The 15348-nt window shown below is 67.1% G+C and carries 15 protein-coding genes; 7 read left to right on the top strand and 8 right to left on the bottom strand.

The genetic code is table 11. The features are described 5' to 3' along the window. On the bottom strand, positions 1-210 hold a 210-nt coding region (locus AO501_RS37110; RefSeq protein WP_197419823.1), incomplete at its 3' end, for a hypothetical protein. A 20-nt stretch (positions 211-230) separates the two neighbouring features. On the opposite strand from AO501_RS37110, the gene AO501_RS12390 reads away from it, so the two are divergent. Continuing rightward, positions 231-1382, top strand: a complete 1152-nt coding sequence (locus tag AO501_RS12390) for an Mrp/NBP35 family ATP-binding protein (RefSeq protein WP_055578003.1) — start codon at positions 231-233, stop codon at positions 1380-1382. Positions 1383-1453: 71 nt separating this feature from the next. Here AO501_RS12390 and tatB read toward each other — a convergent pair whose 3' ends face one another. The 4 genes from tatB to sigE form a co-directional block, all read right to left on the bottom strand. Continuing rightward, positions 1454-1840 carry a Sec-independent protein translocase protein TatB gene (gene tatB / locus AO501_RS12385; RefSeq protein ID WP_055578002.1) on the bottom strand — a complete coding sequence of 129 codons (387 nt, stop codon included), beginning with the start codon at positions 1838-1840 and terminating at the stop codon, positions 1454-1456. Between the two features lie 130 nt (positions 1841-1970). Continuing rightward, positions 1971-3482 carry a S1C family serine protease gene (locus AO501_RS12380; RefSeq protein ID WP_055578001.1) on the bottom strand — a complete coding sequence of 504 codons (1512 nt, stop codon included), beginning with the start codon at positions 3480-3482 and terminating at the stop codon, positions 1971-1973. A 167-nt stretch (positions 3483-3649) separates the two neighbouring features. Continuing rightward, complete coding sequence (gene rseA / locus AO501_RS12375; RefSeq protein ID WP_055578018.1) at positions 3650-4036, bottom strand: anti-sigma E factor RseA; 387 nt, start codon at positions 4034-4036, stop codon at positions 3650-3652. Positions 4037-4191: 155 nt separating this feature from the next. Continuing rightward, entirely contained in the window at positions 4192-4893 is a 702-nt protein-coding gene (gene sigE, locus AO501_RS12370; RefSeq protein WP_371934945.1) for an RNA polymerase sigma factor SigE, read from the bottom strand. A gap of 278 nt (positions 4894-5171) precedes the next feature. Here sigE and AO501_RS12365 point away from each other — a divergent pair, with 278 nt between their 5' ends. Beyond that, positions 5172-5846, top strand: a complete 675-nt coding sequence (locus tag AO501_RS12365; protein WP_055577999.1) for an O-methyltransferase — start codon at positions 5172-5174, stop codon at positions 5844-5846. A 2-nt stretch (positions 5847-5848) separates the two neighbouring features. Here AO501_RS12365 and AO501_RS12360 read toward each other — a convergent pair whose 3' ends face one another. Together AO501_RS12360 and AO501_RS12355 are read right to left on the bottom strand one after the other, a co-directional pair. Beyond that, entirely contained in the window at positions 5849-7612 is a 1764-nt protein-coding gene (locus AO501_RS12360; RefSeq protein ID WP_055578017.1) for a PE domain-containing protein, read from the bottom strand. Positions 7613-7704: 92 nt separating this feature from the next. Further along, the gene (locus AO501_RS12355; RefSeq protein WP_055577998.1) at positions 7705-8307 is read right to left on the bottom strand and encodes a TetR/AcrR family transcriptional regulator; all 603 of its coding nucleotides are present in this window, start codon (positions 8305-8307) and stop codon (positions 7705-7707) included. Positions 8308-8332: 25 nt separating this feature from the next. On the opposite strand from AO501_RS12355, the gene AO501_RS12350 reads away from it, so the two are divergent. After that, positions 8333-9097: an SDR family NAD(P)-dependent oxidoreductase gene (locus AO501_RS12350; RefSeq protein WP_055577997.1), complete on the top strand. Its 765-nt coding sequence runs from the start codon at positions 8333-8335 to the stop codon at positions 9095-9097. Between the two features lie 15 nt (positions 9098-9112). Here the strand turns inward: AO501_RS12350 and AO501_RS12345 are convergent, their stop codons facing one another. Then, complete coding sequence (locus AO501_RS12345) at positions 9113-11254, bottom strand: PPE family protein (RefSeq protein ID WP_055577996.1); 2142 nt, start codon at positions 11252-11254, stop codon at positions 9113-9115. Between the two features lie 168 nt (positions 11255-11422). On the opposite strand from AO501_RS12345, the gene AO501_RS12340 reads away from it, so the two are divergent. Genes AO501_RS12340 through AO501_RS12325 form a run of 4 tightly spaced genes read left to right on the top strand, consistent with a single transcriptional unit; the run spans position 11423 to position 15276 of the window. After that, a complete protein-coding gene (locus AO501_RS12340; RefSeq protein WP_055577995.1) occupies positions 11423-12061 on the top strand; it encodes a TetR/AcrR family transcriptional regulator in 639 nt (212 codons plus the stop codon). After that, positions 12051-12980, top strand: a complete 930-nt coding sequence (locus tag AO501_RS12335; protein WP_055577994.1) for an ABC transporter ATP-binding protein — start codon at positions 12051-12053, stop codon at positions 12978-12980. The genes AO501_RS12340 and AO501_RS12335 overlap by 11 nt, the downstream gene beginning before the upstream one ends. Next, positions 12977-14605, top strand: a complete 1629-nt coding sequence (locus tag AO501_RS12330) for an ABC transporter permease (RefSeq protein ID WP_156452495.1) — start codon at positions 12977-12979, stop codon at positions 14603-14605. Before AO501_RS12335 ends, AO501_RS12330 begins: the two co-directional genes overlap by 4 nt. After that, a complete protein-coding gene (locus AO501_RS12325; protein ID WP_055577993.1) occupies positions 14602-15276 on the top strand; it encodes a methyltransferase family protein in 675 nt (224 codons plus the stop codon). The genes AO501_RS12330 and AO501_RS12325 overlap by 4 nt, the downstream gene beginning before the upstream one ends. The last annotated feature ends 72 nt before the right edge of the window (positions 15277-15348 follow it).

Here is a 15348-nt window from a genome sequence, read left to right as displayed (position 1 = left end):
GGCGTTCCCCGACCCGTTCGCGCCGCCTCCGGCAGCGCCCCCGGCGCCGCCCGCTCCGGCTGCGCCACCGGCTCCGGCAGCGCCGGCAACGCGGGCACCCAACGGCGCCCCAGCGCCCAAGCCCGCCGGACCGGCGCAGCCGGTCCCGCCGGCCCCCGGCGAACCGGTGCTCGCCCCGGTCAGCTGACCGTCGGGAGGGCTTGCGCCCAAGCCGCCTACACTCGGCGTTGATGTCCGCAACCCCGAATGACGCAACCGATCTGACTACCGCTATCCGCTCCGCGCTGGGCAAGGTGATCGATCCGGAACTACGACGCCCCATCACCGAGCTCGGGATGGTCAAGAGCATCGACCTGGGCGCCGACGGCAGCGTGCACGTTGAGATCTATCTGACCACCGCCGCCTGCCCGAAGAAGACTGAAATCAGTGAGCGAGTGACCCAGGCGGTCACCGACGTCCCGGGCACCGGGACGGTACGGGTGAGCCTGGACGTGATGAACGACGAGCAGCGCACCGAGCTGCGCAAGCAGTTGCGCGGGGATGCCGCCGAACCCGTCATCCCGTTCGCCCAGCCCAGTTCACTGACCCGCGTCTATGCGGTCGCGTCCGGTAAAGGCGGTGTCGGCAAGTCCACGGTCACGGTCAACCTGGCCGCGGCGATGGCCGCCCGCGGGCTGTCCGTCGGCCTGCTGGACGCCGACATTCACGGGCATTCCATCCCCCGGATGATGGGCACCACCGATCGGCCCACCCAGGTGGAATCGATGATCCTGCCGCCCATCGCCCATGAGGTGAAGGTCATCTCGATCGCCCAGTTCACCAAGGACAACACCCCGGTGGTTTGGCGCGGGCCGATGCTGCACCGCGCGTTGCAGCAGTTCCTGTCGGACGTCTACTGGGGTGACCTGGACGTGCTGCTGCTCGATCTGCCGCCCGGCACCGGCGATGTCGCCATCTCGCTGGCGCAGTTGCTGCCCAACGCCGAGATCCTGGTGGTGACCACGCCCCAACTCGCTGCTGCCGAGGTGGCCGAGCGGGCGGGCAGCATCGCCATCCAGACCCGCCAGCGGATCGCGGGGGTGGTGGAGAACATGTCGGGCCTGACGCTGCCCGACGGCACCACGATGCAGGTGTTCGGCGAAGGCGGCGGCCAGCAGGTCGCCGAGCGGCTGTCGCGGGCGGTGGGCGCCGACGTACCGCTGCTGGGCCAGATTCCGCTGGACCCCGCGCTGGTGGCGGCCGGCGACACGGGTGTGCCGATGGTGCTCAGCACCCCGGACTCCGCGGTTGGCAAGGAATTGGGCCGCATCGCCGACGGGCTGTCGTCGCGTCGTCGCGGCTTGGCAGGCATGTCGCTAGGCCTGGACCCCACCCGGCGGTAAGTAGCGCGAGCAGACGCGAAATCGCGCCGGAGCATCTACTCCCGCGCGATTTCGCGTCTGCTGGCCGGGGCTCAGGTGGCGTCGGTGTCGAACGGAGTGCGCTCAGGGGCCACGGGTGGCGCCGGCGGCGCCGGCGGCTGGGCCGGTGGTTGCGGCGCAGGCGCGTCGAAGTTGCCGGTGAAGATCGAATCGTCGCCGTCGAGCAGGTGCTTGGTCAGCGCCGCGCGCGGGGTCATACCGCGCAACTTCTGCAATTCACTGAGCTGGCCGCGGATGTCGTCGAATTCGGGCCCGATGTCTTCGCGGAGCTGGTTGGAGACGCCGCTCAGGTAGTCGCGCGCCTGCCGCAGGGCGCCGGCCGTCCAGCGGATCGCACCCGGCAGCCGCTCCGGGCCGAGCACCACCAGCCCGACCACGACGAGGACGAGCATCTCCCCCCAGCCGATGTTGGCGAACATCAGGTCAGATGGTGATGACCCGCCGCGCCCGGCTGCGCCGCGCTTGCGATCATCACGGTCAGATGGTGATGACCCGTCCCCCGCAAGCGGGAGGTGCCCCCAGCGCCCGGCTGCGCCGCGCTTGCGATCATCACGAGCTCGTGTCGGGGTCGGGTTTGACCGTCAGCGTGACGTGACGGCCGTCGCGGACCACCTCGATCTGCGCGTCCTGACCGATGGTCAGCTGCCGCACGGCGACGACCGCTTCGTCGGAGTCGGCGACCTTGCGGTTCCCGATCTTGACGATCACGTCGTTCTCCAAGATTCCGCCCTTCTGCGCGGGTCCCCCAGCCTTCACATTGGCCACCTGCGCGCCCGAGGCGATCGCGTTGCTCACCGACCGGGTGCTGATGCCCAGCGTCGGGTGCACGATCTTGCCATCCTTGATCAGCGTCTCCGCGACCAGCTTCATCTCGTTGACCGGGATGGCGAAACCCAGCCCGCTGGCGCTGTCGGACAACGATTTGCCCGCGCTGTTGATGCCGATGACCTGGGAGTCCATGTCGATCAGTGGCCCACCGGAGTTGCCGTGGTTGATCGAGGCGTCGGTCTGGATGGCGTCCAGGACGGTGTCGGTGTCAGAGCCCTCTCCCGACAACGGAACCGGGCGGTGCAGCGCGCTGATGATGCCATGCGTGACGGTGCTGCGCAGACCCAACGGGGCACCGGCCGCGATCACTTCGTCACCGACCCGCACCTTGTCGGAGTTGCCAAGCCGCGCCACGGAGAGGTTGTCGACGTTGTCGACCTTCAGCACGGCCAGGTCGGTCTTGGGATCGCGGCCCACCAGGCTGGCCGGCACTTCCTTGCCGTCGTTGAACACCACCGTGGTCTTGAACTGGCTGGGGTTGTTGGCGGCTTCCGAGATGACGTGGTTGTTGGTGACGATGTAGCCGCGACCGTCGATAACGACGCCGGAACCCTGCATCCCCTCCTGGTCACTCTTGGACTCGATGGTCACCACGGAGTCGGCGACGGCGGCTGCGACCTTGGTGAACCGGCCGGCCGGTTCCTCGGCATTGCCCGATGTCGACAGCGTCACCTTCGACGTGGTGAACGCCTCGACCACCTCGGCGGTCTTCCGGCCGATCACCCCGCCGAGCGCGCCGATCACCAGCGCGATGAGCAGCAGCACGGCCAGCGCGAGGTAGGACACCCTGCCGCCGAACAGCACGTCGCGGACGCCGAGCTTGCCGCTGTGGCGCAGTTCGCCGTGCGTCACCACTTGAGGCAGCGCAGGGGTCCCCAGTGCCGCCGCCGCGGCCGGGTCGCGCCACGGATCCTCGGGCTCGTCCGGCTCACCATTTTTCTCGCCGGCCAGCGCGGCGGCATCGATCGGATGGCGCTGCAGTGTCTCGGTGCCGCCGAACGGGCGGCCGAAGGCCTCCTCGAGTACCGGATCGGCCGGCTTGTCGTGCGGCCGGAACTCGGACTGGTCCTTGTACTTCTGCGGACGCACCCGGTCGGCGACGAAGGACCCCTGCTGCCCCGCCGGACGGCCGAACGTCTGACGCGATCCAGGGTCTACCGGCGGCCGGTAGATGGGGCGCGGTGCCAGCCGCTCGGTGTCCTGGCCGCTGTTGTTGCCTTCGTCGGAGCTCACGGTTCCTCTTCTAGATCCGTTCGGGGCCCGGCACCGGGCCGGCCGTCTGCGCAGCAAAGGACCGCACGGCCCTGGAAGTCATATTGATGTCCCACCCTAGTATCCACGGATCCCCGCCGGTCGGCACAAACCCGCGCCAAGGCCCGCGTCGGCACGCAAACGTCAAGCTAGCGGCGCTTCCGGTGATCGTCGCGCTCGGCGAAGTCGTCCTGAAGCGGGAGGCCGTCGTCGTGCGGGTAGTGCGGAATCTCCGACAGCAACCCGAGTAGCGAACTGGGGATGCGGATGGGGTGTGAGTCGCGCAGCGCCGCCCGCGCGCGGCTGTGATCGTCAACCTCGCCCGCGCACTGCGGGCACAGCGATAGATGGTGGGCGGCGCGCAGGTGGGCGTTCATCCTCAACTCGCCGTCGACGAACGCGGCGATGGCCTCGATGGAGAGGTGCTCTGTGGAGCGGAAGCGACGCGGCGCGCCCACTGGGGCGTCGCTCTGGGAGGCGAATTGAGCGGGTAGCCACGAGAACGCACGCCGGAAAACGTCTCCCCGGTCGGCCATCACCAACTCCCTCCGCGCCCTGTTAAGCCATTTGTATCTCGAATGTAGCGCGGTGTGCTGCTTGATAACCATGATCGAACCTTCAATCCCCGGAATTTGGGATCAGTTGGCAACCGTGCGGTGGCCGAAACGATGGTTCGGCCGGAGCAGGTTGCTCAGCTGGCCGTCCGCATCGAACGGTCTTCGTTGAGCCCCATTTCGGGATGGGCGGCCAGGTAGTCGCGCAGCGCCTGGCGCCCGCGGTGGATCCGGCTGCGAACGGTGCCGAGCTTTACGCCCAGGGTGGCGCCGATCTCCTCGTACGACAGACCTTCGATATCGCACAGGACCACTGCGGCACGAAATTCCGGCGGCAGCGAGTCCAGGGCAGCCTGCAGGTCAGGGCCAAGGCGCGAGTCGTGGTAGATCTGCTCCGGGTTCGGCTCGTCGGCCGGCACCCGGTCGTAGTCCTCCGGCAGCGCCTCCATGCGAATGCGGGCCCGGCGGCGGACCATGTCGAGGAACAGGTTCGTGGTGATGCGGTGCAGCCAGCCTTCGAAAGTGCCGGGCTGGTAATTCTGGACGGACCGGAAAACCCTGATGAAGGTTTCCTGTGTCAGGTCCTCGGCGTCGTGCTGGTTGCCGGAGAGCCGGTAGGCCAGCCGGTACACCCGGTCGGCGTGCTGACGCACCAATTCGTCCCAGGAGGGCATGGTGGCCTTGTCGCCGGTCGCGTCGAAAATCGCGGTGCCGAGCAACGTGTCAGATGGTTCCACCCAGTCGTCATCGGCAACCTGTTGCGGGTGCGACATGGTGGTCGGGCTCAAAGTGGTGATTTTCAGTTCCTCCGGTTTTTCCCTGCCATCCAGGGTCGGCATTTCTCCACTCGCCGAAACACGAAGTTCCCATTCCGTATTCCCGCCGGCCTCGCCCCACAGTGCACCGCGTTCCATACGGCTTACCGTCGCCTACCCGAGTGTGGGCGAGGTATGAGCAGTCTGAGCTTTAGCTGAGAAACCATACTGTTACCTACGATTTCCAGCGGTTATGGAGTTTGCTATGACCTCCCTCCGTCGGCAGATCCCGGGCGTGTCGCCTCCGGTGTCCACGGGCGCGCCTGAGCGACGGCACCAGCGGTTCGGCATACTCTGCGGACATGGAGGGCACGTCCAACACCAGCGACGAGACCGGCCACGCGACCCGCAGCAGGGCGGATTCGCTTGTGGCGCACGCCGAAGGGTCGATATCGGAGGACGCGATCCTGGCCAGCGCCCGGGAACGCGCCGTTGACAGCGGCGCCGGCGCGGTGACCCCCGCGGTCGGAGCGCTGCTGAGCCTGCTGGCGAAGCTGAGTGGCGGCAAGGCGGTGGCCGAGGTCGGCACCGGGGCGGGCGTGAGCGGACTGTGGTTGCTGTCGGGCATGAGCGACGACGGCGTCCTGACCACCATCGATATCGAACCGGAATATGTGCGGCTGGCCCGGCAGGCCTTCGCCGAGGCGCAGGTAGGGCCGTCCCGCACCCGGCTGATCAGCGGACGCGCCCAGGAAGTGCTCACCCGGTTGGCCGACGACTCCTACGACCTGGTGTTCATCGACGCCGATCCGATCGATCAGCCGGAGTACGTGGTCGAAGGTGTCCGGCTGTTGCGGTCCGGCGGGGTCATCGTCGTGCACCGGGCGGCCCTGGGCGGCCGTGCCGGTGATCCCGAAGCGCGTGACGCCGAGGTGGCCGCGGTGCGCGAAGCCGCCCGGTTGATCGCGGAGGACGAACGCCTGACGCCGGCGTTGATACCGCTGGGCGACGGGTTGCTGGCCGCGGTGCGCGACTAGCGTCACGCCCCGATCAGGGTCTCGGCGATCGCGAACGGGAAGTGCACGGTGGCGGTGGTTACCTCGCGGACGCCGTCGCGGACGGCGTTGACGATCGTCGCCGGATTGCCGGTCAGCAGTGCGGTCCCGATGTCGTAGCCGGCGTACTGCGGCGCCGTGACGAAGTTGCGCACGTCGACGAACAACTGAGTGGGCAGGCTCGCGGGCCCGACGGGCACGCCGTCGTAGCTGAGCATGGTCCAGCCGGTCGCGGGACTGCCCTGCACCACGACGACACCGGTATTCGGCAACGTGTGGGTGATCAGGAACAACGGATTGGGGTTGTCGACCATCATCATCGTGCCGGTCTCGATGGTCAGTGCGCTGGAGTAGGCGACGACGGCGTGGCCGGGAGCCGACGCCCCGACGTTGTACATGGTTTGCACCGCGTTGTTGAACCCGGCGGCGAAGTTCAGCCCGGTCGGGTTCGTGGAAAGCGGGGCCAGCATCGGGAAGGCGGGCAGGCCGAGCGTCCAGACCAGCGGGCCGCCCAGATACAGCAATCCCGCCGGGATCTGCGGCAAATCCTCGAACAAGCCGGCGTTGATCTCGTTGAGACCGGGCAGCACGACGGCGGCCGGTTGTCCCGCGTAAGCCACCAGCGCCGCCGCCGTTTCCTGCGTCCTGATCATCTGAGAGTCGAAGATCCCGCCGAAGATGCCCTGGCCGTTCAGCACGTTGGCGATGTTGGCCGCCTGCAGGACGCCCGTCGCGTCCAGCGGAGGGCCGGGTACCGCCGTGTCGAGGATGCCGGCCACGTTGCTCGCCGTCTGACCGTGCCGGACGAACTCGATGGTGACCAGTTGGTCGTTGAGGACGGGGACGGTGGAACCGCCCAGGCCGATGAACAGGCCGGGGAAACCGCGGGCTCCGGTGGCCCCGTGGAATCTACCGATACCGCCGTCGCCGCCGTACCCGCCGTCGCCGAACAAAAGCGCTTGGCCTCCGGCGCCGCCCGCACCGCCGGAAAAGACCTCGACCAACGCGTCGCCGCCCAGGCCGCCCCGTCCGCCATTGCCCATCAGCAGGCCGCCGACGCCACCCGTGCCGCCCGCGCCGCCGGCCCAACCGGTACCGCCGATCCCACCGGTGCCGATCAGCCCTGCGTTTCCGCCGATCCCACCGGTCAGGGGCAGCGCACCGCCGGTCGGGGAATAGCCGGGGCCGCCGTCGCCGAGCAGGAACCCGCCGGCCCCGCCGTTGGGTGAGGCAGCGGTTCCGGCAGCCCCGTTGCCGATCAGGTCGCGCCCGAACAATGCCCGGGTGGGCGCGTTGAGGATCGGATCGATCGCCTCGCCCAGCGGGCTGAAGATCCATGCCTGCCCGGCCGAGTGAACGGGCTTGTAGATGAGGGCCTGGAACGCGCCGGATGTGAATTCGTTCAGCGCTTCCACGGGCGCGGCGGCGAACCCTCCGCCAAGCAGAGTGGCCTCCAGTTGCGTCAGGATCGCCGCCTCAGCACCGCCGTAGGAGGCCGCCGCCGCCCCCAGGTTCTTCACGAATTCCTGGTGATACGCCGCCGCCTGGACCGCTGCCGCGCGGTACTCGGTGGCGTGCGTTCCGAACAGCGCCGCGATCGCGACAGACACCTCGTCGGCAGCCGCCGCGGCCAGCTGGGTCGTGGGGATCGCTGCGGCCACATTGCCGGCGCCGACGGCCGCTCCGATCTGCGCGGCCTGCGCCGACGCAGTTTCGATCATGTCCAGTCCCGCGACCACAAACGATATTTCGCTACTCCTCGATGCGTAATTAAGCCCGACCGACATCTTGGCACCAGCCACCGAGAAAAGATGCGGAATCGACGAGTTTTTCTGCGCTGTCAGGAGTCGCGTAGTGCCGCGATCCCGTTATCCAGTGCGGCCTCCAGATAAGACAGGTCGCCGGTGGCCAGCATGATGCCGACCCCACCCTGGATTCCGGCCAGCAGCGCGGCCGCGGCACGGTCGGCATCCACGCGCGACGAGACCTTTTCGTTGTCCTGCATCGCACGGATTCCGGTGGCGATGGCGTCGTGCCATCGCGAGATCAGCTCGGCCGTCACCGCCTGCGCACCCGGGGTGGTGCGGCCGATCTCCGACATCAGCACCGCGATCGGGCAGTTCTGACCTTGACGCCGGTAGCGGTCCACGACGACGTCGCGCCACCGTTGCCAGGCCGCCCAGGACGTCAGGGCTCCCAGGTGTGGTTGCTGGTCGGAGATCACCATCGCCGACTCGTGGGCGGCCACTGCCAGCAGCAGCTGATCCTTGCCGTCCGGAAAGTAGTGAAACAGCTGGCTTTTCGACGTGTGGCTGCGGGCCATGATGTCGTCCAGGGTGGTCATCGCGATGCCGTGGGCGCGGATCTCGCGGGCCGCGCCCTCGATGATGCGCTGCCGGGTGGCCCGCCCCTTGGCGGTCAGTTTCTGGACTTGCGAGTCCATTTTTAATACCGGAGTCTGTGGACCCATGAGTCCAAACACTACGCAATTGTCCGACCGCACCGCACTGATCACCGGCGCCACCGCCGGCCTGGGCGCCGCCATCGCCCGGACCCTGGCGGCCCAAGGCGCGCACGTGATCATCAACGGGCGCAACGCTTCCCGCGGCTCAGCGGTCGTCGAAGCGATCACCACATCGGGCGGCCGCGCGACCTTCGTCGACGGCGACCTGGGAGCAGGGACGGACGCGATCGCCGGCATCGCCGAGCGCGCCACGAAGGCCGCGGACGGCCACCTCGACATCCTGGTGAACAACGCCGCCACGCTGCTGATGCCAACCCCCACCGCGGACATCGGCGAGCGGGAGCTGACCGATGCGTTCGCCGTCAACGTATTTGCGCCGTTCCTGCTGACCGGGCTGATCGCACCGCAGATGGCCCGCAGCGGTCGCGGTGCGATCGTCAATGTTGGTTCCATCAGCGGCCTGCGCGGGTCGGCCGGTTCCGCCGTGTACTCCGCCACCAAGGCGGTGCTGCACTCTTTTACCCAGTCGTGGGCCGACGAGTACGGACCGTCCGGGGTGCGGGTGAACGCCGTCGCGCCCGGTCCGATCGGCACCGAGCGCGCGCTCGAGTTCGCCGACAGCGTCGGGCCGATGCTGGCCCGCATTCCGTCGCGCCGGATGAGCACGCCGGAGGAGGTCGCCGCCGCAGTCGTGTTCCTGAGCAGCGACGACTCCGCCAACATCCACGGCACCATCCTCAGCGTGGACGGGGGTTGGGCCGCGGTGTGAATCCAGGCGTGTGACTCAGGCGCGGTTGAAGAAACCGGACTGTCCGACGCCGGCGTTGAACCCGCCTGAGTCGGCGCCCGGACCGGAGTTGCCCACGCCGGAGCTGTGCTGACCGGTGTTGAAGAATCCGGTGTTGTAGTAGCCGGCGTTGCCGACGCCGATGTCGTGGTTGCCCGCGTTGAAGAAGCCCACCTTGAACCCACCCGCGCCGTAGTTGAAGAAGCCGGTGTCGGTACCGGCATCGCTGGCGTTGAAGAAGCCCGCGTTGTCCAGGCCCCCACCGGAGTTGCCCCAACCCGAGCCGTAACCACCGGCGGACGTGTTGTTCAGACCGGAGTTGAAGTTGCCGGAGTTGAAGAAACCGGAGTTGCCCGTCCCGGAGTTTCCGAAGCCCGAGTTGCCGGTGTTGATCAAGGTGCCGCCGAAGCCGGTGTTGACGTCGCCGGAATTGAACAGCCCGGTGTTGGTGTCGCCGGAATTGAACAGGCCGGTATTGGTGAAGCCGGTGTTGAAGAAGCCGGTGTTGCCGCCCAGTCCCAGGAAACCTGTACCGAAAACGGGATCCGTGCCGCTGCCGCCTGCGTTGAAGCCGCCGGTGTTGCCGATGCCGGTGTTCGACCAACCGACATTGCCGAAGCCGGCGTTGAACGAACCCACGTTGTGGTTGCCCGCGTTGAAGAAGCCGACGTTGTGACCGAAAAGCGAAGTGCCGCCGGAGTTGAACGCCCCCAGATTGCCATTGCCGGAGTTCGCCAGACCCATATTCGTGCTGCCGGCATTGAACGAGCCGGTGTTGAAGCTGCCGGCATTGAACACGCCGGTGTTGGTGCTGCCGGAATTTCCGAGACCGAAGCTCCCGGCGCCCGAATTGACCAGCCCCACGTTGTGAGACCCGGAATTTGCGAGGCCGAAGTTGGCGGTGCCGGAGTTGAAGAATCCGGAGTTGCCGACGCCCGAATTGAACAGGCCGGTGTTGCCACTGCCGGAGTTGAAGCCGCCGAAGCCGATCTGATTGTCTCCGGTCAGCCCGATGCCGATGTTGCCGTGACCGGTGTTGGCGAGTCCCACGTTGCCGTCGCCGGTATTGCCGAAACCGAAGTTGAAGCTGCCGTTGTTGCCCAGTCCGAAATTCCAGCCGGCGTTATTGGCGTTGAGGCCTCCGATGCCGATCTGGTTGTTACCGGTGAGCCCGATACCGATGTTGTTGTTGCCGACGTTGCCGAGACCGAAATTGTTGAGGCCGACGTTGCCGATGCCGAAGTTGTAGCTGCCGAGATTGTTCAGTCCGACATTGAAGGCGGAGGCAGCTCCGTTGACGGCGCCGGCCAGGTTACCGTTTCCGAAACCGATGTTGCCGGTGCCCACGTTGCCCAGCCCGACATTGAACTGGCCGATGTTGCCCAGTCCGATGTTGTAGGTAGCCGCACCGGGATAGGGGGCGCCGGCCACGCCCAGCGTCGCGTTTCCATTGCCGGCGCCGATGTTGAACGAGCCGTAGTTGCCGAGGCCAAAGTTGCCGCTACCGCCGGTGCCCGGGCCGCTGTTGCCCGCGCCGAAGTTGAAGCTTCCGATATTGCCGCCGCCGACGTTGAAGTCGCCGATATTGCCGATTCCCAGATTGAGCCCTTGGTTGAGGGCCTGCGCGAATTGCTGAAGCGGCGCCAGTTGCGCGGCGGCCGCGGACACTCCGGCGTGATAGCCCGACATCGCGGTCGCGTCTTGGGCCCACATCTGTTCGTAGAGCGCTTCCGCGGCCGCGATGGCCGGGGCGTTGAAGCCGAAGATGTTCGACCGCACCAACGAAATGAACTGACTCCGGTTCGTCGCCACCAACTGCGGATGTACCGTTGCCGCGCGCACCGACTCGAACACCGTGGCCAGCACGTTGGCCTGACCGGCCGCTGTCTGGGCGTGGGCCGCCGCCGTGCTCAACCACGACGAATACGGCGCGGCGGCAGCGGCCATCGCCGTGGATGCGGCGCCCTGCCACGACGTCTGCAGCACCCCCGACGTCACTGAATTGAATGACTCAGCCGCCGACGCCAACTCGGCGGCCAGCCCGTCCCAGGCTCTCGCCGCCGCCAGCATCGGTCCGGAACCCGCGCCGGAGAAGATCTGCGCCGAAGTGATCTCCGGCGGCAAAATCGAGAAATTCATCAGTCCCCCTGGATTTTCGGGCCGCCCATTATCCGGTGTGGCCCTGTCACCAGGGCAGCCCGCGACAAACCGTACCGAAACGTGGAGCGGTGCGGGCCCTTTCGGGTGATCTCGGTCGGGCGGACGACGCCCTTGACGTGCGCTGAACGCGCGTTTAATGTACTGAACATGCGTTCAGCCGACTTGACTGCGGTGGCCCGGATTCGCAATGCGGCCATCGAGCAGTTCGGCGAGCACGGCTTCGGCGTCGGACTACGCAGCATCGCCGAGGCTGCCGGGGTAAGCGCCGCACTGGTCATCCACCACTTCGGGTCCAAGGACGGCCTGCGCAAGGCCTGCGACGAATTCGTGGCCGAGGAGATCCGCTCCGGCAAGTCCGAGACGATCCAGTCCCGAGATCCGGCCACCTGGCTGGGCCAGATGGCCGAAATCGAGTCGTACGCGCCACTGATGGCCTACCTGGTACGCAGCATGCAGTCCGGTGGCGAACTGGCGAAAATGTTATGGCAGAACATGATTGACAATGTCGAGGCTTACATGGAGGAGGGGGTGCAAGCCGGCACCGTCAAGCCCAGCCGCGACCCCCACGCCCGAGCCAGGTATCTGGCCATCACCGGGGGCGGCGGTTTCCTGCTCTACCTGCAAATGCACGAGACACCAAACGATTTGCGCGCAGTCCTGCGCGACTACGCCAGTGACATGGTGTTGCCCGCCCTCGAGGTCTATTCCGAGGGCCTGCTGACCGAACGCACCATGTACGACGCGTTTCTCGCCACAGAGAACCAAGGAGGGTCACATGACAAGTAATCACCGGGCGCCCATCGATATTCGTGGTCTCACCAAGAATTTCGGCAAAGTGCGGGCGCTCGACGGCCTCGATCTCACCGTGCACGAGGGGGAAGTGCACGGCTTCCTCGGCCCCAACGGCGCCGGCAAGTCGACGACCATCCGCATCCTGCTCGGCGTGGTCAAGGCCGACGGCGGCAGCGTGCGGCTGCTGGGCGGCGACCCGTGGGCCGGCGCCGTCCAGCTGCACCGCCAGATCGCTTATGTGCCAGGTGATGTCACGCTGTGGCCGTCGCTGACCGGCGGCGAGACCATCGACCTGCTGGCGCGCATGCGCGGCGGCCTCGACCAGGGGTTGCGGGCGGAGCTGATCGAACGCTTCGAGTTCGACCCGACCAAGAAGGTGCGCACCTACTCCAAAGGCAACCGCCAGAAGGTCTCCCTGATCTCCGCGTTTTCGTCGCGGGCCAGCCTGCTACTGCTCGACGAGCCGACCAGCGGGCTGGACCCGTTGATGGAGAACGTGTTTCAGCAGTGCGTCGCCGAGGCTTCCGACCGTGGTGTGACGGTACTGCTGTCCAGTCACATCCTGGCCGAGACGGAAGCGCTGTGTAAGCGGGTGACCATCATCCAGGCGGGCAGGACCGTCGAGAGCGGTTCACTGGAATCCATGCGCCATCTCAGCCGAACCTCGATCAAGGCCGAATTGGCGCGCGATCCCGGCGATCTCACCCGGATCAAGGGCGTCGCCGATGTCAGCATCGAAGGCAACACGGTGCGCGCTCAGGTCGACAGTGACAGTCTCGGGGAACTGATCCGGGCGCTCGGCGACGCGGGAGTGCGCAGCCTGGTCAGCCAGCCCCCCTCGCTGGAGGAGCTGTTCATGCGCCACTACAGCACCAACGGCGCGCGCAATGCGAAAGAGGTGGCGACGCGATGAGCACCGTGCTTCTGGATCGCCCTGCCCCTGCGCCGCAACGTAGTTCGAATTTCACGGGGACGCGGGGGCTGCTGCGGCTCTACCTGCGCCGCGACCGGGTCACCTTGCCGCTCTGGGTGCTCCTGCTGTCGGTGCCGCTGGCAAGTGTGTACATCGGCAGCATCGAGAAAATCTACTCCACCGACGCCGAGCGGGCCGGTTTCGCGGCCACCATCATGGCCAGCCCGGCGCAGCGGGCCCTTTACGGCCAGGTCTACAACAGCAGCCTCGGCGCCGTCGGCATCTGGAAAGCCGGGATGTTTCACATGCTGATCGCGGTCGCGGTCATTCTCACGGTCATTCGCCACACCCGGGCCGACGAGGAAACCGGTCGCGCCGAACTGATCGATTCCACCGCCGTCGGTCGCTACGCCAGCCTCACCGCCGCGCTGCTGCTGTCGTTCGGGGCCTCGGTGGCAACCGGGCTGATCGGCGCTGCGGGCCTACTCACCACCGACGTTCCGCCGGATGGGTCGCTGGCCTTCTGCGCGGCGCTGGCCGGCTCCGGGCTGGTGTTCACGGCGGTGGCGGCGGTGGCCGCGCAGCTGTCACCCAGTGCCCGGGTCGCCCGCGGGTTCGCTTTCGCGGTACTCGGTATCGCGTTCACCCTGCGCGCGGTCGGCGACGCCGGCTCTGGTGCCCTGTCGTGGTTATCCCCGCTGGGTTGGTCGCTGCAGGTGCGCCCTTATGCCGGAAATCACTGGTGGGTGTTGTTGCTGCACCTGGCGACGACGGTGGTGCTGACGGCCGTGGCGTTCCGGCTGCTGGCAGGCCGTGACGTCGGCGCCGGACTGTTCGCCGAACGCAGCGGACGCGATACCGCGTCGGCGGCGCTCGGTGGCGTGCTCGGCCTGGCCTGGCGCCTTGACCGTGGCGCGCTGGTGGTCTGGACGGTGGGACTGGTGCTGTACGGACTGCTGATCGGCAGCGTCACGTACGGCATCGGGGACGAGCTGGGCGGCGCGGCCGGGCGGGACATCCTTGCGAGATTGGGTGGAACCAGTGCCCTGGAACAGGGATTCATCACCGTGGGGTTCGGCATGCTCGGCATGATCGCGGCCGCGTTCGCGGTCTCGTTGTCGCTGCGGGTACATCAGGAGGAGACCAGCCAGCGTGCGGAAACCCTGCTGGCCGGGTCGGTTTCCCGGTCCCGCCTGCTGGGGAGCCATCTGCTGATGGCGCTGGGCGGGTCGACGTGTGCCATCCTGCTGTCCGGGTTGGCCGGCGGACTGGCCTACGGCATGGCCGCCGGCGACGTCATGGGTAAGTTGCCCTCCGTCGTGGGTACCGCGGCCGTGCAGCTACCCGCGGTGTGGCTGCTGTCGGCCGTGACGGTTGTCTTGTTCGGCTTAACACCGCGATTCACACCCGTCGCGTGGGGCGTGCTGGTGGCATTCGTGGCGCTGTACCTGCTCGGTTCTCTGTCGGGATCACCGCAGTGGCTGCTCGACCTCGAACCGTTCGGGCACACTCCACGTATCGGCGACGATTTCACCGCGGTGCCACTGCTCTGGTTGCTGGCCCTGGATTTCGCGTTGATTGCGTTGGGCGTCATGGCTTTCCGCCGCCGGGACTTACGGTCGTGAAAACAGCGCTGAAGATCGTCGCGTCCCTGCTGTACGGGGTCGTGCTGTACAGCGTGCTGGTGTTCGTGCCGGCCGGGACCCTGCACTATTGGCAGGGGTGGGCGTTCGTCGCCATCGCGATGGGCTTGACGACGGTCTCCACCGTCTGGCTGGCCGTCACCAACCCGGCCGCGCTGCGGCGACGGATGCGCGCCGGGCCGCGCGCGGAGGGCAGAACCGTCCAGAAGGTGCTCATCACCCTCTTGTTCGCGACGTCCATGGGCGTGATGGCATTCAGCGCGTTCGACCACCGGATGGGATGGTCCCCGGTCCCGGTGTGGGTGAACGTGATCGGGGACGTGATGATCGCGGTCGGGCTGAGCTCGGCCCTGCTCGTCGTCGTCCAGAACAGTTATGCCGCAGCGACGATTGCGGTCGAACAGGGGCAGACGTTGACCTCCGACGGCCTGTACGGGTTGGTCCGGCACCCGATGTACAGCGGGTCGCTGATCATGATGTTCGGCATCCCGCTAGCTCTCGGTTCTTACTGGGGCCTGTTGATCGTCCTCGCGGGTGTCGTCGTGCTGGTGTTGCGGATCCTCGACGAGGAAAAGTTGCTCGCCACCGAGCTCGCGGGGTACCGCGAATACAGCCGGCAGGTGCGTTACCGCCTAGTCCCGTACGTCTGGTAGCCCCTTGCGCCGAGCAGACGCGAAATCGCCTTGGAACGCGTGTTCCAACGCGATTTCGCGTCTGCTCGCGCA

The sequence above is a fragment of the Mycobacterium gordonae genome (assembly GCF_001417955.2).
GTDB classification, from domain to species: Bacteria; Actinomycetota; Actinomycetes; order Mycobacteriales; family Mycobacteriaceae; genus Mycobacterium; species Mycobacterium gordonae_B.
Note: the sequence above shows the minus strand (reverse complement) of the source record. Positions and strands in the feature narration are given on the sequence as shown.

Excerpts from the sequence above, each read along its gene's own strand:
- tatB (WP_055578002.1), bottom strand. The coding sequence starts at position 1,840 with ATGTTCGCCAACATCGGCTGGGGGGAGATGCTCGTCCTCGTCGTGGTC.
- AO501_RS12330 (WP_156452495.1), top strand. The coding sequence starts at position 12,977 with ATGAGCACCGTGCTTCTGGATCGCCCTGCCCCTGCGCCGCAACGTAGT.
- AO501_RS12335 (WP_055577994.1), top strand. The coding sequence starts at position 12,051 with ATGACAAGTAATCACCGGGCGCCCATCGATATTCGTGGTCTCACCAAG.
- AO501_RS12350 (WP_055577997.1), top strand. The coding sequence starts at position 8,333 with ATGAGTCCAAACACTACGCAATTGTCCGACCGCACCGCACTGATCACC.
- sigE (WP_371934945.1), bottom strand. The coding sequence starts at position 4,893 with ATGCCGACCCTGGATGGCAGGGAAAAACCGGAGGAACTGAAAATCACC.
- AO501_RS12355 (WP_055577998.1), bottom strand. The coding sequence starts at position 8,307 with ATGGACTCGCAAGTCCAGAAACTGACCGCCAAGGGGCGGGCCACCCGG.
- AO501_RS12340 (WP_055577995.1), top strand. The coding sequence starts at position 11,423 with ATGCGTTCAGCCGACTTGACTGCGGTGGCCCGGATTCGCAATGCGGCC.
- AO501_RS12390 (WP_055578003.1), top strand. The coding sequence starts at position 231 with ATGTCCGCAACCCCGAATGACGCAACCGATCTGACTACCGCTATCCGC.
- rseA (WP_055578018.1), bottom strand. The coding sequence starts at position 4,036 with ATGGCCGACCGGGGAGACGTTTTCCGGCGTGCGTTCTCGTGGCTACCC.
- AO501_RS12345 (WP_055577996.1), bottom strand. The coding sequence starts at position 11,254 with ATGAATTTCTCGATTTTGCCGCCGGAGATCACTTCGGCGCAGATCTTC.
- AO501_RS12365 (WP_055577999.1), top strand. The coding sequence starts at position 5,172 with ATGGAGGGCACGTCCAACACCAGCGACGAGACCGGCCACGCGACCCGC.